This is a genomic window from Erysipelothrix larvae (assembly GCF_001545095.1).
Taxonomy (GTDB): Bacteria; Bacillota_I; Bacilli_A; order Erysipelotrichales; family Erysipelotrichaceae; genus Erysipelothrix; species Erysipelothrix larvae.
Genome location: NZ_CP013213.1, coordinates 62,495 through 86,108, shown reverse-complemented (window position 1 = coordinate 86,108; position 23,614 = coordinate 62,495). Strand labels below are relative to the sequence as shown.

The window sequence follows — 23,614 nt, the reverse complement described above, 5'->3', positions numbered from 1 at the left end:
GATTTTGGTCACTTTGTGGAAACTCTTTCTGATTTAGTTAGTTTTTTGAGAGATTTCACGGAAATATGTTCCTATTCTATCAATAAGTTCTTTAGATACTCTCCGCGTTCATTAACAGTCTTTCCATCTTCATAGAGTATTCTGACATTGTCATCATAGTTGAAATTAAAGATCATTGCATACAACATGTCGATGATATAACTCATCGCAGTCCTTGAAGCAAAGTGTCCTAATTTTCCTGTTCTTTTCTCTTCGGAATTAAAAATGATAATATGGTCTACAATATTTTTAAAAGGAGTGTCTTCGTTAAGCGTTATGAGAATTGTTTGTGTCCCATTTCTTCTATGAGCGATGACCCATTGACGGATTTGAGGACTATTTGCATAGCTTGATATAATTAGTGCAACTTCCCCTTTCCGCTTGCGTTCAATTGGAACCGAATGGAATCCAATAATGTCATCACATTGTACGACATAGCCCAATCGTTTGATCTTGTAATAAAAGTCTAGAGCAATTAACATTGATGGTCCATTTCCCCATAGTGATATATAGTTGGCTTCTTCAAGTATTTTTGCAATCTCACTTAACTTGTTTAGGTCAATACTACGATGTACATCAGCAAGGGTTTGATAGTATAAATTCAAGAAACTTGTTGCAATTTTAGCATTTGATGAGTTCGGTGCAATTGGCATATCTACTTCAATGCGCTCATTATCAATTAAAAATGTATTGATTTCTAGTGCGAGCTTAATTTTTAAATCAGAGTATCCTTTCAATCCAATTTTTTGGCAAAATCTTACGACCGATGAATTTGATACATAATTGATCGCAGCAAATTGTTCAATACTCATATCAAGTACATCCATTGTATGATTTACGACATACTTAGCCATTACTTCTTCAGATTCTGAACCTTCAAAATTCTTTAATTTATTATAAACAATCATAATTGCCTCCTAAAGCATACTCCATACTACCGTTGATATCAAAATCATCAAGGGAATTGTGACGACACTTAGAATAGTTGATAAACTTACAATCCCAGTAGCATATGCATAATCTTGTCCTGCTTGCTCGGCAAAGAGAGCTGTATTTACACCCGCTGGTGCTGCAACTACTATCAACAGTGCTTCTCTCATATCATATAATCGACTACCACCTAACCCCAGAATTACCATAAGTACGAGTGGGATGAAAATCAGTCTAACTGTACTTACTCTCAATGCTTTCAAATTAATAATTTTAGACACTGATGTTGTTGATACATAATATCCAAGGACAATCATTGCGAGCACAGTATTTATTTGAGCAACTTGTTGAACTGTTGTTGTGATAAATGCTGGAAACTCAATTGGTAGCGCAAAGAAAAGCAACCCCACTGCAAGTCCTGTGAATGCAGGATTACGAATAATCTGACGTAACATGACGGATTCTTTTCGGCCAGTTATCATGATTATCCCTAAAGTCCATGAAACGATATTTAGTGCAATAATGCATGCAGTGACATAAAACACATACTCGATACCAAGATATTGTTCGACTAATGGAATTCCCATAAACCCTACATTTGAGAAAGAACACGCAAAGCGTTCGATTCGTTCATTTGACTTAAAGAAAATCATACTAATTCCCACAGAAATAAGTATAAGGATCAGCGAAACTATAAACGAGATGAAATATCTATTTAGGGTCTCTATTGAAAACGGCATATTTAATGCATTGATCATAATCATCGGTGTACAGATCTGAAACAATATATTTGTTATCTCTTGCGCACCTTTTAGTGTAAGTTTTCCAGTTCGCCCAAATACATATCCCAACAAAATCAACAGGCCCATCATACCCATTTGATTTAGTAAAACATTTATATCCATTGTAAAATCCTCGCTTCTACTCTAAATATTTTAAATAGTATGAAAATACTTTCCGAGAATAACACAATAATATTCACCTAACACGGAATTCTTTTCCACTTCTTATTTTAGCACATTCTGATAGCAAAACTAACGATACTCTAAGTTTCCTATAAAAGGGTTAAATATCAAAGATATTTTATATTGCCACCTAGATTCTATACACTGATAAATATCGGTAAATTATTCTATCATCTCATTCAATTTTGAATGATCCAGCTCTCATATTACATCTAGTATGAGTTTGCTTTATTGTATTAATCCATAATTTAGTATGATTGTTTTATTGATCTGCGTTATAATCACTATATTAAAAGGTCAAGATGAGGTGACATTATGAAAGTTTTAGTCAGCGCTTGTTTATTAGGAGTAAATTGTAAATACAATGGTGGGAATAATCTAAACGCAAATGTTTTAAAGTTCCTAGAGGATAAGGAAGTCATTCCTGTCTGTCCAGAAATTTTAGGTGGATTGTCAATACCGCGTCCTCCAGCTGAGATACGAGATGGTTCAGTATACGATGAGCATGGTAATAATGTAGACAAGTCCTTTTCTCGTGGGGCCCGTTTGGCAATGCGCATCCTTGAAGACAACGATATCGATTGTGTCATCTTACAATCACGGAGTCCTTCGTGTGGTGTTCGCCAGATTTACGATGGTTCCTTCAGTGGAACGCTCATTGATGGCCAAGGAGTTTTTGCTAAAGCATGTATAGAGGCTGGGTATCGTGTCTATGATGCTGACGAATTCTAATATCAGGGATTTTAAAAGGAGTGATGCAGATATACATCACTCCTTTGTTTGTCGGTTAAACTTATGCTTAAGGTCTTACATAATCCTTATAAATACCATATTCTTGAGCAACATCGAGTCGACACGGATCAACTTTGCCTTTTACACTACAACGGTTCGCATATTCATTACCATATGATGCTGAGCCTGTGTTAAAGTTAATGTTTGCCCCTCTGTCGTACCAGCGGTTATAAGCAGCCGTAACACTGTCACTTCCTAGGTAGTACAGCTCCATATGTAAATGGGCTCCGTAGGAATTCCCTGAGTTACCAACAGCTCCAATTTTTTGGCCTTGGCTTACACTACTTCCTGCCCTTACTGTAACACTGCCTTGTTGCATATGTCCAAAGAGTCCTCCGTAGATTTGTCCGTTTACGTTCATAATCATGAGAACATAATTACCAAATCCACTACCACATCCGAAGCTTCCATTTGTTGCACATCCACTGTTGGATGCAATAACAAGTCCATTAGCAGGTGCTACGATGGACGCCCCCAAAATTGAAGATCCAGGTACTCGTGCAAAGTCAACACCCATGTGTTTTCCACCATCAGTATAATACCATTGTACTTCAGAAATTCTAAAGCTTGAAACTGGAAGCATCAATCCTCCAGTTGAAGGTTCAACAGGTGTTGGGATTTGAATTCTCTCAGATACGATACGCTGTGTTTCTAACGCTCTTTCTTGTTCAGCTACTAATGCAGCATACGCACTACGAAGAGCGGTAACACGTTGTTCAGCAACTCGTGCAAGTTCTTCAACTTGGCTCTTTTGGGTTACTTGATCTGCGCGCATCGTTACAAGGTTTTCTTTATCAAATTCAAGCGACAATTTCGTTTCTTCTAAAACTGCTTTTTCTTCATTGAGTTGACGAATTAATTCCTGATTAAATTCATTAATCTGTGAAATTCCTGCGATTCGTCGCGATACTTCTGAGAAGTCCTCCGCACCCATTATAAACTCAACATAACTGTTTACTCTTAATGAGCTTTGAAGATTAATCATGTACGCCTCTACACGAACTTCTTTCTCTTCAATATCTTTTTCCTTCACAACTATTTCTTCCTCAGTTTGCTTAATCTTTGACTCAGTACTTGCAATCTGGGAATCAGTTTTCTTAATTTGTGATTCAATATCAGTAATACGATTTTGAAGCTCATTCAAAGATTGTGTGTCTTTATTAATATCACCTTGAATGTCATTGATAGATCCTTTGATATTGTTTAGTTCATTGTTTGCTTCTTGTTTCTTTTGTTCTAGGTATGTTTTGTATTCAGCACACAGTGTTCTATTGGCTGAATACGTTTCCCAATCTGAACACATAGTGTCCATTTCAGTTTCCCGTCCTTCAAAAGAACTCGTTGAATACACATAGGTATTTGACGTAAATGTTGCAATAAATACTACGAGTGCTAGTGTCATGAATTTTTTCATCGTGTCCACCTCAATCTTCTACTTACTGTAAATAAACTTCCTATTGCTCCAACAACCATTCCCACTAACAGTATCACAAGTGATACTTCCCATATTACAGGTTCTGGTGTTACTAATTGAAAGAATGAACTGACCCCAGTAGACTGAGAATCATAAATTGCGGAATATCCAAATACTGTGAGCCCTATGGGTAACAGTGATCCAATAAATCCAATAATCATTCCTTCAATAATGAATGGCCAACGAATAAACCAGTTTGACGCTCCGACGGTCCTCATAATTGAAATTTCTTTTTGTCGTGAAATAACTGTTGCGGATATCGTATTAGAAATGAGGAAGATTGCAATACCTCCAAGAACCAATACAAAGATAAATCCAACATTTCGAATCGTTTCTAGAATCACCAAGAATTGTTCGGTTGCTTCACCACCATAACTTACTTGATGTATACCTTCTAGTTCTCTAATTTGTGAAGCAATTTCTTGGATATGAGCCCCACTTGAAACATTAATTACAAATGCATTTAAGAGTGGATTAGCTTCACCACGATATTGACCATACAACTCTTCCGCTTGCTCTCCACCTGATGCAATCAAGAGTTCTAATTCATTGTCCTTATCGGAAAATTCAACGGTTGTAACTCCGACGAATTGCGTAATTTTGTTTTCGAGTTCTTCAATTCCCGCCTCGTCAACTTCATTTTGGATTTGGACATGTAACGAAACACTTTGTTCGATGATTTCTGTAAACCGAACAATGTTTGCATTTAATAGCATAAATATCGCCATAAGTACAAGTGTAATCGTTACAGACGAGACACTTGAAAATAGCAATGCCCCATGTCTAAAAGCACCGAGAAAGCCGTCTTTTATAGTACGTAAAAATCTACTCATACTTAATGTATCCTCCAGCTGTTAAATCGGCAACAACATGACCCGCATCTAACGCAATGGTACGTTTCTTATATGTGTCTACCAAACGCACATCGTGAGTTACCATTATAATTGTTGTTTCTTCCTCAGTATTGATTCGCTCCAACAACTCAATGATTTCCTTAGATTTTTCAGGGTCTAAGTTCCCTGTTGGTTCATCTGCAATCAGTATTTCTGGACGGTTCGCGATTGCACGTGCGATCGCAACACGTTGTTGTTGTCCACCACTTAGCTCATCTGGAAAAGCATGTGTTTTTTCCACTAATCCCACTAAGTGTAATACTTCTCGAACCCGCTTCCGAATGTCTTTACGCGGTGTATTTACAACTTCTAACGCAAAAGCTACATTCTCAAAAACAGTTTTACGTTCTAATAATTTAAAATCTTGAAATACAACACCAATATGTCGGCGATAAAAAGGAACCTTAGAATGCCTTAATTTCCCAACATTAAATTTGCCAACATGTACGTTCCCTTTAGATGGTTTTTCTCGACCGTCCAACAACTTAATGAGTGTTGACTTACCAGATCCAGTTGGTCCAATAATATACACAAACTCACCGTCATTAACCTCAAGATTAATATCGTAAAGGGCGTTGACTCCGTTTTTATATTGTTTACTTACATTTTCGAATAATAACATGTTATTTCACCCCATTCTCAGCAAAGACATCAAAATTATAGCACACCCACTATGAAATTTACGTGAAAGCTAGATTTTGTAGAATCCTTGACCATGTACTTCCGTAACATCCGATACGATCAAGAATGCATCTTTATCCACTTCTTTCACATGTCGTTCCAACTGCGGATATTCAACAGTCGTAATGACCGTCATAATAATTTGTTTTTGCTTGCGTGTAAATCCTCCGTGTGCGTCGATGATTGTTGCACCACGGTCTAAATTCTCTAATATCATGTCTAATATATCATCTACATAATCTGAGATAATAAATACTTGCTTCGCTTGTTGACCACCTAATGTCGTGATGATATTGATTGCTTTTGTGGTACTGTATACCGATAAAAGCCCAATCAAGACGTCATTCAATCCATATGCACTTAGACCCAATAGTATCGTGAAGAAGTCTACGACCATAATCCAAACCGATACCTTTACATTGGTTTTGCTCGCAAGGATTAATGGCGGAATGTCCATTCCACCTGTACTTGCTCCAGTTCTAAACACCAGTCCAAGTCCCACACCAGCTACTAATCCACCAAATATTGATGCCAAAATTGGATCAACACGAACAGTATGTGGAATCAAGGATAAACCATTGATAAATATTGGATACATAATGCTACTTGCGATTGTTTTGACTGCAAATGCTTTTCCTAGAAATAGATATCCCATGATAAACGTAATGACAATAATTCCTGTCATAATTGTTTCAACACTTATAGTCAAAAAGGGTGCTAAGGCGATAGCTACACCCGCAACACCCCCAGATAGTACTGAGTTTGGAATAATCAGAAATACTACTGAGCATGCCAGTATGAAATTTCCACCTATAAGTTGCAGTGTATCAAGAACGCGATTCTTCATACCTACCCCCTGATATTCATTTTCAAATATGCTTCAATAAAATCATCAATGTCACCATCCAACACATCTTGTAATTGACTTGTTTCATGGGTTGTTCGATGATCTTTAACCATAGTATAAGGATGCACAACGTATGAACGAATCTGTGATCCCCATTCTATTAACTTCTGATCTCCCTTTAATTGCGCAATTTTTGCTTGTTGCGCTTCAATTTCTAGTTGGTACAACTTGCTTTTCAACATATTTAATGCTTCTTCACGGTTTTGAAGTTGGCTGCGTCCTGACTGACATGATACCACAATTCCTGTGGGATGGTGTGTGATTCTAACGGCAGAATCTGTTTTGTTTATGTGTTGCCCACCGGCACCACTTGCACGCATTGTATCCACACTTATATCTTCAGGGTTGATTGTAATCTCAACACTTTCATCAAATTCAGGTGCTACATCTACAGATGCAAAGGATGTATGGCGTCTTCCCGAAGAATCGAATGGGCTGATTCTTACAAGACGATGTACCCCTTTTTCAGCTTTCAAATACCCATAAGCATATGGACCTTTAACTAATACAGTCACGGATTTTATCCCAGCCTCATCCCCATCAAGGTAGTCGAGTACCTCGAGTTTAAAGTTATGCTTTTGGGCCCACCGTGTATACATCCGATACAACATTTGTGCAAAGTCCTGGCTTTCAGTACCACCTGCACCTGGATGTAATTCAAGAATCGCATTTTTTTGATCATAATCATGACTTAATAAGACTAAGACACTGAATGAGTCCATATCTTTATCAAGCGATGTGAGTTCTTCTTCAAGCGATGCTTTGAATTCCTCGTCCATTGTATCTTTGATAAGTTCAATTCCTTCAGAACAAAATTCTGTACGACTTGATAAGTCATCAAAAGTCTCAACCAAGTTTTTCAGTTGGTTAAGGGTTTGGATATGCTGTTGACTTTGTTTATGGTCATCCCAAAACCCGTCAACAAGCATTCCATCTTCTAATTCTTTTATTTGATTTCGCTTTGTAGCGACGTCAAAGTGAATCACCGAGCGCTTTCAGTTCTTCATGATGATGTTCAATACTTTGAACCATCTCAAATAGTTCCATTTTTATCACCCTTGTCTATGTTCAATTTTTACACGTGTTGCAAAGGTAACGACATCTGTCGCAATTTGGCTTTGCATTTCTTCAAACATTTCATAACCTTCTTCAACATACGCTTGAAGTGGTTTCCCTTGTGCATAAGCACGAAGATGAATTCCCTCACGTAGTTTACTCATCATGTCAATGTGATCAACCCACGCACGGTCAATCATTCGTAATACCATTTCACGTTCAATGCGTCCAAACTGCTCTTTTACAGGCATAATTTTCGCATCATACAAGCCCCATGCTTTTTCAGTCAATACGTCAACTAATTGGGCCTTATCATTTGAATCTAAATCCTGTTCAGTTACGACCGCATTCAATTCAAATGCCTTCAAGGATTCCATGAGTCCTTCTTTATCAAGAGAGAATTCCTTTTCTTCAAGATTGATATGTGCAGAAACTAAATCAGACATTACACGTTTCACCATGTCTTTCACAAGTGCGTGCACATCTTCATTTTCTAACACAAAGTTACGTTGATCATACATAATCTCACGTTGTTGACGCAATACATCATCATAGTCAAGCAATTGCTTACGAATGTCGAAGTTAACACCTTCTACACGTTTTTGAGCTGCACCGATTTGTTTCGTCAGTGTTTTATTTTCAATGACTGTATCATCTAAGGTTTTAAACATAAATTCGAATCGCTCAGATCCATGTCGTAACATCAGATCATCTTCAAAGGATACGTAGAAACGGGAGAACCCAGGGTCTCCTTGACGTCCGGAACGTCCTCTTAACTGATTGTCAATACGGCGGGATTCGTGTCGTTCACTCCCCAATACCGCAAGACCACCTAAAGCGCGACTTTCATCGTCTAATTTAATATCGGTACCACGACCTGCCATATTGGTTGCGATAGTTACGGAACCCTTACGGCCAGCCTTTTCAATAATTGTTGCTTCACGTGCATGGTTCTTCGCATTTAAGACTTCGTGTTTGATTTTGCGTTGACGCATCATCATACTTAAGTATTCACTTGTTTCAACCGCTACAGTACCCACAAGGACTGGTTGTCCTTTTTCATGAAGTTCACGTACTTCTTCGATTAGCGCTTCAAATTTAGCCTTTTTAGTGCCAAATACTAAGTCAGCGTAATCAACACGCGCTACAGGACGGTTTGTTGGAATTTCCAAGACACGCATGTTGTAGATTTCCAAGAATTCTTCTTCTTCAGTTTTCGCAGTACCCGTCATCCCCGCAAGTTTTTCATACAGACGGAAGAAGTTTTGATATGTGATTGTTGCAAGTGTAATAGACTCTTGCTTGATGGTAACGCCTTCTTTAGCTTCAAGTGCTTGGTGAAGTCCATCTGAGAATTCACGGCCTTCCATAGCACGTCCAGTAAATTGATCAATAATCACAACTTGATTGCTATCAACCATATACTCAACATCACACGTCATCGTATAGTTGGCTTTTAATGCGTTGTTGATGTAGTGAACAAGCGAAGAGTTTTCGAGATCATAAAGGTTATTAACCTTAAATGTACGTTCCGCTTTTTCAACACCACCTTCAGTAAGTTGTGCAGTCTTTGACTTAATATCAACAACATAGTCAGCCCCTTCGGACAATTTCTTTGCGAACTTATCTGCTTGTTCATAAAGTTTTGCACCATCACGCGCACCACCTGAAATAATAAGTGGCGTTCTTGATTCATCGACTAAGATCGAATCGACCTCATCGACCAGCGCAAAGTTAAGGGGTCTAAGTACACGATTTTCGATACGAGTTACCATGTTATCTCTTAGGTAGTCAAACCCAACTTCGGCATTTGTCGTATATGTAACATCACAAAGATAAACAGCACGTTTATCGGATGCTGGCAGTGCACGAACATTACATCCTACTGTAAGTCCTAGGAAACGGTGAATTTCACCCATCCAATTCGCATCACGTTGTGCCAAGTATTCATTGACAGTAACAACGTGAACACCTTTACCACTTAATGCATTTAAATAAACGGGTAAGATAGACGTCAATGTCTTCCCTTCACCTGTTTTCATTTCCGCAATATCACCGCGGTGTAATACAATACCACCCATCAATTGCACTTTATATGGGAATTCTCCGATTACTCGGTATGCCGCTTCCCTTACGACTGCATACGCCTCTACTAAGAGGTCGTCTAACGATTCACCATTTGCAATTCGTTGTTTAAATTCTGTTGTTTTTTGTTTTAATTCATCATCACTTAGTGCGCGTGTCGCATCCTCTAATGAAATAATCTCATCAGCGATTAATTCAATCTCTTTTAGGATCTTACGATCACCACTAAATAAGTTAGATAAAAAGCCCATAGATTAAGCCTCCATTCCTAGTTATTGTACCATATATTCCACATAAAAAAAGTTGGAAATTCCAACTTTTATGATATGCGAACAATATTGTGTGCTTGGACTCCCCGGTCAGTTTCTACCATCTCGAATTCAACCTCAGCTTCTTCCTCGATTGTTTTAAATCCTTCCATCACGATATGTGAATAATGGAAGAAAACATCGCGGCCATCTTCAATTGAAATAAATCCAAATCCCTTGTTCTTGTTGAATGATTTAACTTTCCCTCTCATCACAACATTCACCTTTCTATATTCATACTAAAATTATACGGTGTAAAAGGTCATGATTCAAGCGTTTTATGCCTATAAACACTAAATATCTGCACAATATAGCCGTTTTTTGTAAGCGTTTGCGATAATATCGATAAAGTTGCCCCTGTTGTCACTAAATCATCGACCAAAAGAACACCCTTTGTTTTATCCAAAAGCGAGAGGTCTGCTCTAAAATCTTGGACGTTTTTGAATCGATCTTCTCGATTTAATCGTTTCTGGTACACATCATTCCCCTTGGTAAACACAGGAATTGGTTGTGAAGAAAACACATTTTCCATCATAGTTTCAATAACATTAAACCCACGATTTTTCACAGAATTTTCATGTGAAGGCGCATAAACAATCTGAAAATTACGATACTTTCTCCTCATTTTCCTTCGAAAACCGTATAAAAATATCGCACCAAGGCAATAGTCATGACCTTCCTTAAACTGGAGAAACCATTGTCGTGGTTCTTCTTCATATGCAAACAACGTAAATATCTCCATAGATTCAACATGAATAACCTTTGGCGTTGCCCTCAATTTTTGGCGGCATTCATGACATAAGGGATCATGCCCAAATAGAATTTCAACAAAAGTTTGGTGTTCAATTAACCTTGCGAAGCATATCCTGCACCGTTTGCTTTCTGTATTCGATTGATGCATGCATCCACCACCTTGCTTCTCTCTTTGACATAAAACATACAATGTCCTTTCTTTGGATTCATCCCGCGCCGTACCCGTCCTGAAATTTGTGTTAATGAAGCTTCATCAAATACTACATGACCTGCATCATACACCACAACAAAACAATCCTTAAATGTTACCCCGCGTTCTAATACTGTTGTTGTGACAAGAATTCCTGATTGTTCACGTCTAAACTGTTCAATCTCTTGGGCAGCATGTTCATTTTTAGATGTGATACAACGGCATTGTAAGATCTTTGAGAACAATGTGGCTGTTTGGATTGTAGGAACAAATAAGAGCACTTTTTCACTTCTTAAGAACCACAACTCCAAGATCATACGCCACAGGCTCATTGTTACAATCGGAACAGACAAAGGTTCCATTGAGGGTCTTTGATTTACATAGATTTTATGAATGGGTCCAAAGTTAATAAACTGATGATTGTCAAAAGTAGCACTTAGAAATACACAATATCCTTTCAAACTCGCCCTTAATAAATCTTGAAGCAATTGATTTCCTTTAAATGGAAAAGCGTCCGGTTCATCTAAAATCAAAACATCAAAGTAGTGATGATACCGAAAGATTTGATGTGTCGTACACACAACTAAATCCCCTTCAACAATCTCAGTGTTCGAGCCATAAACCGCAACAATTTTCGAATCTTTAAAATAGGTTTGAAGTCTCTCACTGAGCTCAATTACAATTTGCTTTCGTGGTGTTGCCCACCCAATTTTAAGTCCACGACTCAGACAATGTTCAATCAATGGAACACACATCTCAGTCTTGCCCGCACCACATACCGCTTCTACACAAACATGTGTTGAAAAGCAATGGTCAATTATCTGGTGGGCACTTTCAATTTGTGCCTGGGTTAGTTCGATGGATAAATCTGCCTGTGTTAAAACACACAGTTGATCTTTTTCTTCAAGGGAAGCACCACGATAGGGTAAACAACGCCTACAAATACCATGATGAAAATAATAGGGTTCGCTTGCAAAACAAAAAGGACACATCCGATCACCTCAATCGTAACTATGCGTCCTTTTTCTTTTTTCCTAATATATTATATGATTCCCAAGATAACACATGACAATCATCAAAACCAAACCAAATAGATCAATAATGATTGGATATTTAATCACAAAGGGTGGAACCATCCATCGTTTCACGATTTTAAAAGGGATGTATGCGAGAATTAACCCTATAATTCCTCCCAATACATTCACCATTAAATCATCTACGTCGAAGATTCGATAACTATACCCTAGCCATGAACACAATGCCTGAGTGGTTTCAATAAACAAACTAAACATGAGAAATAACAGAATCAACTTGAAGTTATTTAAGGTCTTAAATACCTTTTTCCCGTAGTATCCAATCGGTATAAATAGCAAGACATTAAACACTGTTAACTTAAGCACTTGCCAAGAACGATAGGTTAATATTTCTGTTATGAAGCGAAAGAATTCAAGATTTGGTGCAAAGGTATTTTCACCCATAGAATATTTGGATAGAGGAAACAGTGTTAAATCAAGTGCAACAGCTGTAAAGCAAAAGAGCATCGCAACATAAAATCGATGCTTAATATCAAGATGTCTTACCTTAAACAACCACAATAGAATATAAAGACCAATGTAAATCAGTATTCCTGTGGTTATTTGATAATCTGGTGCTGCACAGTCAAAGCAAAAATCCATACTTACCTCAATTCTTTAGAAACTATATCATAGCAACGTTCATACTACAATACAAAATTGTTCTATATTTTATGATGAAAAAACCTTGGAGGTTACCAAGGCTTTATCTCGTCGTCTTTTACTAGAAATGCTTCCTTTGCATATTGTGCTAAAGGATCATCTGAATATGAGTCTGAATAGAATTGATCCATGTCTTCTAGATTAAAATGTTCACTGAAGCGTTTCACTTTCTCATCTCCATAGCAGTTCTCTTTTAGGTGTTCTCCTGTATAAGGATTAACAATAGATCCAATCAAATGTATGTTGAGTTCTTTACAAATTGGCGCAAGCAAAAACTCTGGAGAAGCACTTACAATAACATCATCATCTGATCGTTGTTCAAGATACCAATCTTTGATATTGTGACGGTGTGCATCCCAAAATTCAAGAATCAAAGCTTCGTGATTTTCTAATGAATTAAAATACCGATAAAAAATTGTCTTCATTGCTGTTTTAGATATTTTACCACGCTTGAAATCGGCACCTGCTTTAATCTGTGCCCCCCAATATTTCGCAAGTCCTGGATTTTTCTTTAAATTGAATTTGTAAAAGTCTACTGAACTATCCCCGTGATAAATTGTTTCATCAAAATCATATACATTCATAACGTTCACCTCGTTCATTATTATTGAGTGCTTTTTCTTTCATTGATACATAAAGTTGGCCTGTCTGTTCACAGTCTGCTAATCCACGGTGCCCAACATCACGCTGTATCCCAAAATATTGGCACAGTGTTTCTAATTTATGGTTCAACGAATCTGTATTTAAGATCCGTGATATCCTTAGTGTATCTAAATAATTGTTATAGATTGATTGTTTTGTGACATGATAATACGCATCTGATACCAACCCTAGATCAAAATTAACATTATGACCCACGATTAAGTCTTCATCAATGAAGTCGACAAATGATTGGATAACTTCTTCAATTTGCGGAGAACCTGCAATCATTGTATCGGATATCCCTGTTAACTGCTCGACAAAAGGAAGAATTGGAAATTTTGCACGAATTAGTGTCGAAAAGGAAGCAACAGGTTCATAATTACGGTACTTAATCGCACTAATCTCAGTAATTTGGGTATATTGCATACCCCGTCCTGTTGTTTCTAAATCAATCACCGTGAAATCCGGTACAAACTCAACAATACTATTTCCTTTAAACCACATAACAATTCTCCATCTATACGGTTATTCTATCATAATTTTCTTTGATGTGCGAATATCCAATCTTTATATTTGTACCAAGATCATGTAGACAACTGTCGAAGTTAAGATACTTACGATTGAATTTCTTTTCTTAAGATGAACCACCAAAAGTACTGCTAAAGCGACACTTGAAGGGAAAAGCGTTGTTGTCGTAATATCTTTTAAGCTATACACAAGCAATAAACTAATTGTTGCGTAGGGAAGTTTTTCAATGATTGATTCAAGCCGCTCTGACATTGGTTTATTTCTTAAGAATATAAATGGGAGGGCGCGGGTTAAATAAGTCCCAAGCGCAATTAATAGAATTGATTTTAGAATCATTTTTTATTCCCTCCCCACAACAATAACCCCATAATTAGGATCATACTTGGTATAATAAACGAATTGGCACCAAATACAATGAGACACCCAATGGATGCAACAAGTCCAATAACAATTGGAATTGGTTTTTTATCCAGACACTTTTCGATAAAGATAACCGCAAATAATGCAGTCATTGAAAACTCAATACCGTTGGTATTGATTGGAATAAATTGAATCAAGAGATAACCCACAAGTGTTCCACACACCCAATACACTTGATTCAATAACATCGTCCAAAATATGATGTTGTTGTCCTTTTGATCGATTATCACAGAGTACGACTCATCTGTCAAAGCAAAAATCATGTAATGCTTTTTCTTCCCTGCTGTTTTAAACTGTTGATTCATCGATATCCCATAAAAAAGATGGCGTGCATTAATTGATAACGTCAGCAACAATGTTTGAATTGGTGCAAACGGTTGAACCAATAACGGTACTGCCGCAAATTGCATTGACCCAGCATAAATAATCACACTCATTAAGATTGCTGCGTAAAGCGGGAGTTTGTATTGATAAACATAAGCGCCAAAGGCTGCTCCTAACACTAAATATCCTGCCATAACAGGAATCGATGCAATAAATCCTTCTTTTATTGAACGTTTCATAAGTACCCCCTTATTTCTACAAATTTTAGTGATTTTGAGTTGGTTTGTCAATCAAAGTTATATTTTTGTGTACATATGAAGAATATTTTGTTTATTTATTCAATACAAAACCTTTACATCAAATTTCGGGTGGCATATACTTGTTTTATCGGAGGTGATGTTCATGAAATCAGTATCAAACATCACCTTAAAGTCTCGCTAAAAACTTTAAGGTGCTACGCAATGGTATAATTAGACATTTTTGTGTTGCACATTTTAGAAAAGAGGCATTATGACAATCATAATAAAAGAAACAACAAAACACGACTTAAACAATATAATGACCCTTTGGAATTGTCCTGAGGTTATGCTTTATGTGGGATTTCCTGAAGGTCTGAACATATCAAAGCAAGAAATTGAGCATTGGTTTGAACGGCTGAGTCAGTCAAAATCTGAAAAACACTTTTCAATCTATACGAATCAGACATATTGTGGTGAAACCTTCTATCGTTTGCTTAATGACGGGTCTTGCGAAGTAGACATTAAGCTTTTACCACACGCACGTGGGAAATCAATTGCATCCTATGCGCTTTCTCACACGCTTTCATGTGTATTATTTGAACACACTGTTGCTTTTGCGAAAGTTGATCCACACCCTGATAATCAAGCCGCAATAACCCTATACGAACGCCTTGGTTTTTATAAGGTTGAAGGGAGTGAGCGTGATATGCATGTTACACTCCAAGCATTCAAACCTTCAAAACGATATGTTGAGGATTTCGTATCCCTAAAACGCATCCCACTCGATGATTATCCACGGTTATGGGAAATCTCTCAGAAAGCGTCCTGGTATCCTTACTGCGATACCAACGCACCTTATTTCTATGAATACACCCCTCTCTCATTTAGTGATTTCTTAGAAGAAAACAACGATCGTGAGATACAAGGGATTTACTTCAATCAAACATTAATCGGTATGATAAACTTTTACTGGGAACACAAACAAACACGCTGGTTAGAAATTGGGCTCGTCCTGTACAATCATCGTTATTGGGGCAAAGGAATCGGAACTTATTGCCTTAAACAAAAAGCGCATGAGCTGTTTACTTCTTTGGAAGAAATTCAACGTGTTGGTTTTGTGACATGGTCGGGTAACTTGGGTATGCAACGTACTGGAGATAAAGCATCCTTTAAAAAAGAGGGCGTCTTACGAAACGTTCGATACTATGAAGGTACTTATTATGACAGTGTGCGTTATGGTATGACAAAAGACGAGTGGAACGCATTTAATAAGGCTTCAAACGCTTCGCGGGTTTATGATTCATCCCAAAAACAGGTGCTTTGTGATACACTTCTTCGAAAAAATCCACACCACTTTGGAATTGAATCCAGTATCATTGAATACGTAAATGATGTGGTAAGCGATGTGGTTTTCTCAACCCCAAATAGCGATGGATTTATTAGCCTAAAGCATGTTTCAGAAACGACGCTTGAAATTAATGTCATGGCGCTTGACCCTGCAATTCACCATCATGGATATGGAACTGATTTAATCAATCGTGCCATTATGTATGGACGTGAGCACGGATATCATTACTTACTCGTGAAGACATTAGCACAAACACACCCGGATAAGTACTATCAAAGGACACGTCTGTTTTATGAAGCGCTTGGTTTCAAAAAAACTCAACTTCTTGAAACATTATGGGGTATAGAAAATCCATGTCAAGAATACATGCTTGACCTATAAGCCCCATTTTAGAAAATCATTAAATAAAGCCATCTCTGTAATTTATGTCACGAGATGGTTTTTATCATCGAATAAAACACCATAATGACTGGGATACTTAATCCAATCGTTATGGTGTCTCTTTATTTCATATTTGATACTCTGAGTCTAAAGATTGTATCTGTTTCAACTGACCAATAGATGGTTGTTGATGTAACATTAGTATGTTCATACGTCCATACTTCATAAAGCCCTTCAACTTTAGAGCTTGTCGGTTCTCCCCACAATCCTTTAATATCATCTTTTGTGCTCTCAAATGTAACACTTTTGTCAACTTGGAAGTCAAGAATATCATCCTTGAGCCACTTTCGGTTCTCACCTTCTACTTCTCCAACTTTCGCGTCTGCAATTGTTATCACTTCGTCGGTTGGATTATATAAGGTTACTGCCATCATATAACGGTCATTTCGAATGTAATACTTTTGAACATAGGTTTTCGGCTCAATTGTTTGTGCAAGTTCTTCCTCAACTGACTCAATGACATCCGGGAACCATCCTGCTTCAACGAGCACCTTAAAATCAAGGGGCAAGTCATACCAAACGCCATCGGCGTGGAAGGTTCTTGTCGCAAACTTATTTTCGGGTGGTTCTACTGGCTCGGGGTCGTCCCCTTGTTGTGTACATCCTACAAGTAGAATGCATAGAATAAGTAAGAACTTTTTCATTTCCAGAGTTCATCCTCGTCTGGATCAAAATATACGTCTTGACCAACCCCACAACATGACCCTAAACGTGTTGTATTTGCTTCATTGAGTAGGTTCGTACGTTGAATTCCACTAAACAATGCATTGTCCAATCCAAGCACGCCTGCAACTTCATCACATGTTGGATATTCACCTTGGAAGATTAAGGTATCGTGCAGATAAATCGAAGGAAGGTTCACATGATCCTTCATTGCTTCTTTATTGTGTACAGGATCGAAACGATTTACAGCGTACCCATTGTTTTGAAGTATTTTCACAATTTCATTAAATTGAGCACGTTTTGGATCGTTTTCGACACCTAAAATAATGTGGCTTAAATCTGCTTCTTTTTCATAAACATTGATTGTTTTACTCATAATCCCATCACCCTTTCATAAATTTCTTTAAGTTGTTGTCCAATTTCTTCAATACTTCGAGATTTCGCAACTTCATATCCCGCCTTAATTGTATCTTTGCAATCATGATTCAACAGCTCGCGAATCTTCAAGATAAACATTTCATTTTTAGTTTCCATATAGCAGTTTTTATTATTTTCAAGCCATCCTTCATACACTCCAATATCTCTTACAAGTACTTGGATTTTCGATGCCAGTGCTTCAAGTACCACAATACCTTCTGTTTCTTCATAAGAAGGGAAGAAAAAGAGATCTGCTGATTGATAAGCACCCTTAATAATATCCCCTGCAATATATCCCGGTAAGATTACGTTGTCCGGTTTTTCTTTAATGGCACGTTTTACTTTTGATGTTGTTGCAGAAGGCGAGGTGTAACCAAACCATATAAATTTAACGTGAGGAAAATGGCGGGCGATTTCGATGAAATCATGAATCCCTTTACGCTCAAAGTACAAGCCAACAGACATAACAACTTTATCCGTTTCAGAAAGGTTAAAGTATTTTCTAAAAGCTTGAATCTTCACTTCATCTTTTTTATATGCGTCAAGATCAATTCCATTTGATACAGCAACGATTGGTTTTGTAATACCGTATGATTCGATCAGTCCCTTTGAATATGGCGTGGGGGTAAGAATCATATCTCCCTTTTTATAGGTATGTACCAAATGCATTTTAAACAGTGGGGCGATTTGGTTTGAAAATATAAATGAGTTTTTGAAATCCTCTTCTGTTGAATGTGCATGAATTACAACTTTTTTATGGTTTCTCTTTGCACTTTGTATCATTGTAAGTGAACTTGGATCGACTGTGTTAATATGTACGATATCATAGTCGTCATGTTGATTCTGTGTGAAATCAACGCCTGCAGCACTTAATGCTCTTACTTGATGTTTCATAGCACGACCAATTCCAGACTTACTATAGACAGATTCATTTTTTGTATATAACAAGATGCGCATGACCCACCTCCTTACTATCATTATACATTTTTTTCTGATAAGAATTCACAATTCTGTTTAATTGATATACAATAAATTCGAAATGGAGCGTACTATTATGACGGGCGACCTTAGAAGACAACACATATTAAATGATATTAACCAATCAAGTGTGCCTCTGAGCGCATCGAGGATTGCAAAGAAATATAACGTATCGCGGCAGATTATCGTAGGTGATGTGGCTTTATTGCGTGCAAGTGGTCATGATATTATGTCAACAGCACGGGGTTATATAATATCCAAACATGAAGGGGTCATCCATCAAATTGCAGTATCGCATACACCTCAAGAAACAGAAGAAGAGCTTCGGATCATCATAAATCATGGTGGTATCGTGTTGGATGTTACAGTTGAGCATCCAGTGTATGGTCAAATTACCGGAATGTTAAACATTAAGAACGAAGATGATATTCAAGATTTCTTGAAACGGGTAAGTCAAAATGATACCGGGTTGTTGTTGACATTAACCCATGGGCTTCATTTACACAAGATAGAATGTAAGAACGAAGCAACGTTTGAAGAAATTAAGTCATCATTGAATAATGCAGGGTTTCTTTATCATAACGACTAGTTTTATTCAGGACGTAACCGCGTCCTTTTTTTCTTATGGGTTATAATATTTCTATAGGTGTCTTGACACATCGGCGAAACAGCTTTAGAATAGGTGTCAAGACACTTAGGAGCACTCCATATGAAAAGAAATCAATCTGTTCAAGTATTAACGCTTACTGCATTACTCATTGCACTTGCAATCATTATTCCAATGAATCCCTTCAGTATTCGATTCGAGCCTTTCTTCAGCTATACACTTGCAAGTCATGTTCCCCTATTCTTTGCGATGTTTGTGAGTCCTTTGTGTGCGATATTAGTTGCGGTCGGCAGTGCAATTGGATTTCTCTTTTCAACTGGAAATCCAATGATTGTAGCTCGGGCAACTTCTCATATTATATTTGCCATTATTGGATCATATTGGTTAAAAAACAAATCATCACAATGTGATACGTTTAAAGGACGGATGCTGTTCAGCATTAACATTGCATTTATTCATGCACTTTGTGAGTTTCTCGCAGTTGTACCCTTTGTTCTTGACGGCTTAACAATGAGTTTTATTTGGACCATGTTCTTTTTCCTTATTGTTTTAGGTATGGTTCATTCTATGATTGATTTTGAAATTGCATACCGTGTTGTTTCTGTAACTTTTCGCAAAAAAAAACACATTTGAGTTCGTGATTGGTACTTAGATATAGTCAGCTCTTGATGAATCGTATATAATAGAGAAGTATAACCAATATTTACAATTGAAGTCTATCCTTACAATCTTCGTCATAATTGACTAAATAGAGGTAACCATGTTAAAAATACTAATTGGATACATATTAATGTTGGGGATATTTCCCTCAACTTATTTTACAGGTATCTTTGTCTATCTGCTTTACGGACGTGTTATTGGTGCGTTATTACTTTACTTTGGACTCAAAGGACACAAGGATAAAAGTCGCTATTTCTCAGATGTCTTGGAATTAACACTTTTATTATCGATTGCGACATTCTTGTTTGTTACAATTGAGATTATTGATGTTTCTTTATTTTCAAATCTGCTTATTACTTCTCTTAGGGTACTCATTGACCTCGTGTTCTTCTTTGTTACTTACCGACTTATCTTAGGGGTACGTGAAATCGAACAACAACAGTCTTTGCTTAGATTCTCAGATAAAGTATTGCTTGCATTTTATTATATGACTATTTTATATCTCGCTCAGTTGATCTTTTCATTTGAACCGCTTCATACTGCTATCGCAATTGGTTATACACTCTGCAAACTATTCTTTATCTACCGAATAGTCACTGTTTGGCAGCATTATAAATCCTTGGTTTCATAAATAATAACTGCGCATCGATCATTTTGATCACATGTGAAAAGCACATTGGATTTCCAATGTGCTTTTTTTACGAGCCAAGTGACTCTAAGAGTTTCTCAAGTCTTAGTGCTACGCCTTGTTCATTATTTGATTGTGTAAATTCAATATTTGGAATTTGCTTAATAGCCTCCATTGAATTTGACATCGCAACTGGATATCCAACCATATTTAACATCCCTAAATCATTTTCTGAATCTCCAAATGCCATGATTTCAGATGTATCAATACCAAATCGAGCGGCATATTCCTTAAGTGCGATTGCTTTGTCTACAGATGCATTCATAATTTCGGTCCAACCATGTCCGACCCGTAGAACATTATACCCTTCTGGTATTTTATTTCGGATTCTATCAACAACTAAATCCATATAATCCGGGTTCTGTAAGAGTGCTATTTTTTGTAAAGGTTCGATTAAGAACTTATCACGAATTTCCTCGAGTGAATTAATAAATACCATATCGAGTTTTCGATTAAAGAAGTGTTTATTGTCATCTCCAATTGAAATCATATAATCTCGGTAACTTAAGTCATCCATTTGGAAATACATCGCATCTGAAAAACAGTACATAATTCCCATATAAAAAGATTGGGTTATCTCTTCGAGCATCGTACATTCATCAAATGTCATTCCTTCAAAGCGTTTCACTTTTAACGATGGTACATCATATGTCTCAAGCCCATTAACACATATAATCCCCATTTCTTCATCTTGCATGTCAAGTTGTTGGCATACATCATAGGCTCCTTCAAACGATCGACCTGTCGCAATTACAAATTCAATGCCATGTTCTTTAAGTTTCTTAACGACATTACGTGTACGAATCCCTGCTTTGCCCTGTTCATTAATGATTGTACCGTCGATGTCACTCGCTACCATTTTAACTTTCATAGTGCCTCCTCTTAATCTCTCACCATTATTGTAGCTTAAATTATTCTCATAGTAAAACCATCAAACCAAGGAATCCGAAAACTTTTTGCTTATTTAAGAATGTGGTTATCGAAAGGAGAATTATTTATGCGTAAATCACTCAGAGTTTGTGCTAATTTTGCTGCACTGTGTTTGTCTTCATGTTTTTGGTCTTCTAAGATTACAGGGATGCTTGGTGTCAATGTATACACCGCACGTAAACTTGTAGATGCAATTGCTGCTGGAGCAGGGTTATGGACTTTACTTGCTTTGTGTTTAACCGGTGCTTCACTCATGGCTATTGTTATGGCATCAGGAAAGACCTTGATTAAACGCTTTGGGAAAACTGCTGCAATCTCATGGTAGTTCCCCATTTCGAACTTATTGATGCAACGCTGGAGTTGAATGAAACACTTATCTTAAAAGATGTTTCCCTTACGATTCAAAACCAAACGTTAACGTGCATCTCTGGGGAGAACGGATCAGGTAAATCTTGCCTGATCTCGATACTTCTTAAACTCCACACATGCACACGTGGAACACAAATATCTACTTTCAATAAAAGAGAACTCTGTTACATTCCAGCACAACCCTTCTTCTTCGATACTGAACGTGTTTATACGTGTATACGGCTTATGAAGTCCTTGTACGCTACATCAATGGATACGCTCATACATGTGATGGATTCTTTAAATCTTGACTATCATGAGATACGCCAGAAAAGATTTGGGGATTTGTCTTCAGGTATGAAACAGAAACTAAACATCCTTCCATTATTTCTTGATAATCTCAGTATTTTCTTTCTTGATGAACTGACTCAAAATTTGGACACTGAGTCTATTCATGCAATTGAAACACGCATTAATCATTTGATATCTACTCAAAAAACAATTGTTATGATCGATCATAATAACGGATTTATGAATCAATTACACTCTAAAAACAAGGAGCATTATCGATGCGAAAACAAAACAGTTATAAAACTTTGAGCCTGTGTGCTTTGGCCCTTGTCGGTTCAATTCTCATTTCATTAAGTCGCGTACATTCTTTGGAACCTATGGTAGCATCCATTCAACAAGAATTTCAATCCATTAACATACGAAACATTCTTATCGTACTCATCATTGTCGGTACGATTTCCAATGCATTCATGCAAGCTTGGATTATTCAAACACTCTGTCGTATGATGCGCATAAAAACATCCTACCTTCAATCCTTTGAACTGTTCATCTTTGCTTCATTATTTTCTTTAATTTTATCCCAGGCTTTTATCAACCAGGCCTTCTTTATGATAATGAGTGGCTTGTCACTCACAATCATCTTTTGTATCCTCACAAACAAATTACTAAAAGAAGTTAATGTTAGAAAACACATCCCACTGTATACCTACGGTGTGATTCTTGGAGCACTGCAAGTATGGCTTTCTTAGATCGATGGGTATATCGATGGACTTTCTTTCTTGGTTACATGGGTATCATAACGCTATGTTTTTATGTAATGTTGAAAGAGCATGAGAGTTGGATAAATATGCTTGATGCACCGCTTCCTAACTCCCAAACAGAAATCTTTCTTCACAATCTACCCGTTATGATTCTATTTGGTCTTCCATTTTTGGGATTCCCATTCGCCCTATTTAGTTTAGGAACCAATGCATTGATGATTGCAATCAGCATCAAAGCGACCGGGTTGATGCATACAGCACACCTATTAATACATTTACCGTTAGAACTCTTCGCGCTAGTTGGACTTGCACGATGCAAACAAAAAACCATCGTGAAGCGACTTGTTTTATGCACAGCCCTTTTATGGTTAAGTGCTTTTATAGAAATTAGGTTAGTGTGATGAAAATTGAATATGCTCTTTTTTTTGGAATCTTATCATCGTTATACATTAAGCCCACTCATATCACTCTGCTTGCACCGATTTGCACACGAAATATGTGGTTATTTGTAACACGAGTC

General features: G+C 37.2%; 29 protein-coding genes. 9 read left to right on the top strand and 20 right to left on the bottom strand.

The features are described from left to right. Positions 1–71: 71 nt before the first annotated feature. Both AOC36_RS00440 and AOC36_RS00435 read right to left on the bottom strand, forming a co-directional pair. A complete protein-coding gene (locus AOC36_RS00440) occupies positions 72–947 on the bottom strand; it encodes a MurR/RpiR family transcriptional regulator (RefSeq protein WP_067629833.1) in 876 nt (291 codons plus the stop codon). A gap of 9 nt (positions 948–956) precedes the next feature. After that, the gene (locus AOC36_RS00435) at positions 957–1,874 is read right to left on the bottom strand and encodes an AEC family transporter (protein ID WP_067629832.1); all 918 of its coding nucleotides are present in this window, start codon (positions 1,872–1,874) and stop codon (positions 957–959) included. 375 nt (positions 1,875–2,249) lie between these two features. On the opposite strand from AOC36_RS00435, the gene AOC36_RS00430 reads away from it, so the two are divergent. Further along, entirely contained in the window at positions 2,250–2,666 is a 417-nt protein-coding gene (locus tag AOC36_RS00430; RefSeq protein WP_067629829.1) for a 2-thiouracil desulfurase family protein, read from the top strand. Between the two features lie 67 nt (positions 2,667–2,733). Here AOC36_RS00430 and AOC36_RS00425 read toward each other — a convergent pair whose 3' ends face one another. The 14 genes from AOC36_RS00425 to AOC36_RS00360 all read right to left on the bottom strand — a co-directional run bounded on the left by AOC36_RS00425 (position 2,734) and on the right by AOC36_RS00360 (position 14,962). Further along, positions 2,734–4,140, bottom strand: coding sequence for a murein hydrolase activator EnvC family protein (locus tag AOC36_RS00425; protein WP_067629826.1), 1,407 nt, complete (start codon positions 4,138–4,140; stop codon positions 2,734–2,736). Continuing rightward, complete coding sequence (ftsX, locus tag AOC36_RS00420) at positions 4,137–5,033, bottom strand: permease-like cell division protein FtsX (protein ID WP_067629825.1); 897 nt, start codon at positions 5,031–5,033, stop codon at positions 4,137–4,139. The genes AOC36_RS00425 and ftsX overlap by 4 nt, the downstream gene beginning before the upstream one ends. Beyond that, the gene (ftsE, locus tag AOC36_RS00415) at positions 5,026–5,715 is read right to left on the bottom strand and encodes a cell division ATP-binding protein FtsE (RefSeq protein ID WP_067629824.1); all 690 of its coding nucleotides are present in this window, start codon (positions 5,713–5,715) and stop codon (positions 5,026–5,028) included. Before ftsE ends, ftsX begins: the two co-directional genes overlap by 8 nt. Before the next feature lie 69 nt (positions 5,716–5,784). Beyond that, positions 5,785–6,621 carry a YitT family protein gene (locus tag AOC36_RS00410; protein ID WP_067629823.1) on the bottom strand — a complete coding sequence of 279 codons (837 nt, stop codon included), beginning with the start codon at positions 6,619–6,621 and terminating at the stop codon, positions 5,785–5,787. A gap of 2 nt (positions 6,622–6,623) precedes the next feature. After that, a protein-coding gene (prfB, locus tag AOC36_RS00405; protein ID WP_099091529.1) for a peptide chain release factor 2 occupies positions 6,624–7,728 on the bottom strand; the annotation gives its coding sequence in 2 pieces (ribosomal slippage) (positions 6,624–7,655 and positions 7,657–7,728; 1,104 coding nt in all). Positions 7,729–7,733: 5 nt separating this feature from the next. Further along, positions 7,734–10,073, bottom strand: coding sequence for a preprotein translocase subunit SecA (gene secA, locus AOC36_RS00400; protein WP_067629816.1), 2,340 nt, complete (start codon positions 10,071–10,073; stop codon positions 7,734–7,736). 68 nt (positions 10,074–10,141) lie between these two features. Then, complete coding sequence (locus tag AOC36_RS00395) at positions 10,142–10,342, bottom strand: cold shock domain-containing protein (protein ID WP_067629813.1); 201 nt, start codon at positions 10,340–10,342, stop codon at positions 10,142–10,144. Positions 10,343–10,392: 50 nt separating this feature from the next. Beyond that, a complete protein-coding gene (locus tag AOC36_RS00390; RefSeq protein WP_157777110.1) occupies positions 10,393–10,872 on the bottom strand; it encodes a ComF family protein in 480 nt (159 codons plus the stop codon). Positions 10,873–10,976: 104 nt separating this feature from the next. Next, positions 10,977–12,065 (bottom strand): helicase-related protein, encoded by a 1,089-nt coding sequence (locus AOC36_RS00385; protein ID WP_067629807.1) that lies wholly within the window; start codon positions 12,063–12,065, stop codon positions 10,977–10,979. A 42-nt stretch (positions 12,066–12,107) separates the two neighbouring features. Then, positions 12,108–12,749 carry a VanZ family protein gene (locus AOC36_RS00380; RefSeq protein ID WP_067629804.1) on the bottom strand — a complete coding sequence of 214 codons (642 nt, stop codon included), beginning with the start codon at positions 12,747–12,749 and terminating at the stop codon, positions 12,108–12,110. Between the two features lie 92 nt (positions 12,750–12,841). Further along, a complete protein-coding gene (locus tag AOC36_RS00375; protein ID WP_067629801.1) occupies positions 12,842–13,393 on the bottom strand; it encodes an HAD-IB family phosphatase in 552 nt (183 codons plus the stop codon). Next, positions 13,380–13,955, bottom strand: coding sequence for a 3'-5' exonuclease (locus tag AOC36_RS00370; RefSeq protein ID WP_067629797.1), 576 nt, complete (start codon positions 13,953–13,955; stop codon positions 13,380–13,382). Before AOC36_RS00370 ends, AOC36_RS00375 begins: the two co-directional genes overlap by 14 nt. Before the next feature lie 63 nt (positions 13,956–14,018). Next, positions 14,019–14,315: a branched-chain amino acid transporter permease gene (locus tag AOC36_RS00365; RefSeq protein ID WP_067629794.1), complete on the bottom strand. Its 297-nt coding sequence runs from the start codon at positions 14,313–14,315 to the stop codon at positions 14,019–14,021. After that, positions 14,312–14,962, bottom strand: coding sequence for an AzlC family ABC transporter permease (locus AOC36_RS00360; RefSeq protein WP_067629791.1), 651 nt, complete (start codon positions 14,960–14,962; stop codon positions 14,312–14,314). Before AOC36_RS00360 ends, AOC36_RS00365 begins: the two co-directional genes overlap by 4 nt. 271 nt (positions 14,963–15,233) lie before the next feature. Between AOC36_RS00360 and AOC36_RS00355 the strand changes: the two genes are divergently transcribed. Beyond that, on the top strand, positions 15,234–16,691 hold the full coding sequence (locus AOC36_RS00355) for a GNAT family N-acetyltransferase (RefSeq protein ID WP_067629788.1): 1,458 nt from the start codon (positions 15,234–15,236) through the stop codon (positions 16,689–16,691). A gap of 122 nt (positions 16,692–16,813) precedes the next feature. On the opposite strand, the gene AOC36_RS00350 is transcribed toward AOC36_RS00355, so the two are convergent. The 3 genes from AOC36_RS00350 to AOC36_RS00340 are packed head-to-tail and all read right to left on the bottom strand — an operon-like array spanning position 16,814 to position 18,788. After that, the gene (locus AOC36_RS00350) at positions 16,814–17,395 is read right to left on the bottom strand and encodes a hypothetical protein (RefSeq protein WP_067629785.1); all 582 of its coding nucleotides are present in this window, start codon (positions 17,393–17,395) and stop codon (positions 16,814–16,816) included. Then, the gene (locus AOC36_RS00345; RefSeq protein WP_067629782.1) at positions 17,392–17,790 is read right to left on the bottom strand and encodes an arsenic metallochaperone ArsD family protein; all 399 of its coding nucleotides are present in this window, start codon (positions 17,788–17,790) and stop codon (positions 17,392–17,394) included. The genes AOC36_RS00350 and AOC36_RS00345 overlap by 4 nt, the downstream gene beginning before the upstream one ends. Beyond that, positions 17,787–18,788, bottom strand: coding sequence for an LTA glycolipid anchor biosynthesis glycosyltransferase, IagA/BgsA family (locus tag AOC36_RS00340; RefSeq protein WP_067629779.1), 1,002 nt, complete (start codon positions 18,786–18,788; stop codon positions 17,787–17,789). Before AOC36_RS00340 ends, AOC36_RS00345 begins: the two co-directional genes overlap by 4 nt. An 82-nt stretch (positions 18,789–18,870) precedes the next feature. On the opposite strand from AOC36_RS00340, the gene AOC36_RS00335 reads away from it, so the two are divergent. The 3 genes from AOC36_RS00335 to AOC36_RS00325 all read left to right on the top strand — a co-directional run bounded on the left by AOC36_RS00335 (position 18,871) and on the right by AOC36_RS00325 (position 20,707). Beyond that, on the top strand, positions 18,871–19,398 hold the full coding sequence (locus AOC36_RS00335; RefSeq protein WP_232505372.1) for a transcription repressor NadR: 528 nt from the start codon (positions 18,871–18,873) through the stop codon (positions 19,396–19,398). Positions 19,399–19,518: 120 nt separating this feature from the next. Then, complete coding sequence (locus AOC36_RS00330; protein WP_067629773.1) at positions 19,519–20,049, top strand: hypothetical protein; 531 nt, start codon at positions 19,519–19,521, stop codon at positions 20,047–20,049. Positions 20,050–20,176: 127 nt separating this feature from the next. After that, positions 20,177–20,707, top strand: coding sequence for a hypothetical protein (locus AOC36_RS00325; protein ID WP_067629770.1), 531 nt, complete (start codon positions 20,177–20,179; stop codon positions 20,705–20,707). Between the two features lie 67 nt (positions 20,708–20,774). On the opposite strand, the gene AOC36_RS00320 is transcribed toward AOC36_RS00325, so the two are convergent. Then, the gene (locus AOC36_RS00320; RefSeq protein ID WP_067629767.1) at positions 20,775–21,635 is read right to left on the bottom strand and encodes a Cof-type HAD-IIB family hydrolase; all 861 of its coding nucleotides are present in this window, start codon (positions 21,633–21,635) and stop codon (positions 20,775–20,777) included. Positions 21,636–21,761: 126 nt separating this feature from the next. On the opposite strand from AOC36_RS00320, the gene AOC36_RS00315 reads away from it, so the two are divergent. The 4 genes from AOC36_RS00315 (at position 21,762) to AOC36_RS00300 (ending at position 23,495) form a co-directional block, all read left to right on the top strand. Then, the gene (locus AOC36_RS00315; protein WP_067629765.1) at positions 21,762–22,019 is read left to right on the top strand and encodes an uberolysin/carnocyclin family circular bacteriocin; all 258 of its coding nucleotides are present in this window, start codon (positions 21,762–21,764) and stop codon (positions 22,017–22,019) included. Then, complete coding sequence (locus tag AOC36_RS00310) at positions 22,013–22,642, top strand: ABC transporter ATP-binding protein (protein WP_067629761.1); 630 nt, start codon at positions 22,013–22,015, stop codon at positions 22,640–22,642. The genes AOC36_RS00315 and AOC36_RS00310 overlap by 7 nt, the downstream gene beginning before the upstream one ends. Continuing rightward, positions 22,612–23,082 (top strand): hypothetical protein, encoded by a 471-nt coding sequence (locus tag AOC36_RS00305; protein WP_067629758.1) that lies wholly within the window; start codon positions 22,612–22,614, stop codon positions 23,080–23,082. Before AOC36_RS00310 ends, AOC36_RS00305 begins: the two co-directional genes overlap by 31 nt. A 68-nt stretch (positions 23,083–23,150) precedes the next feature. Next, positions 23,151–23,495 carry a hypothetical protein gene (locus AOC36_RS00300; protein ID WP_198401185.1) on the top strand — a complete coding sequence of 115 codons (345 nt, stop codon included), beginning with the start codon at positions 23,151–23,153 and terminating at the stop codon, positions 23,493–23,495. The last annotated feature ends 119 nt before the right edge of the window (positions 23,496–23,614 follow it).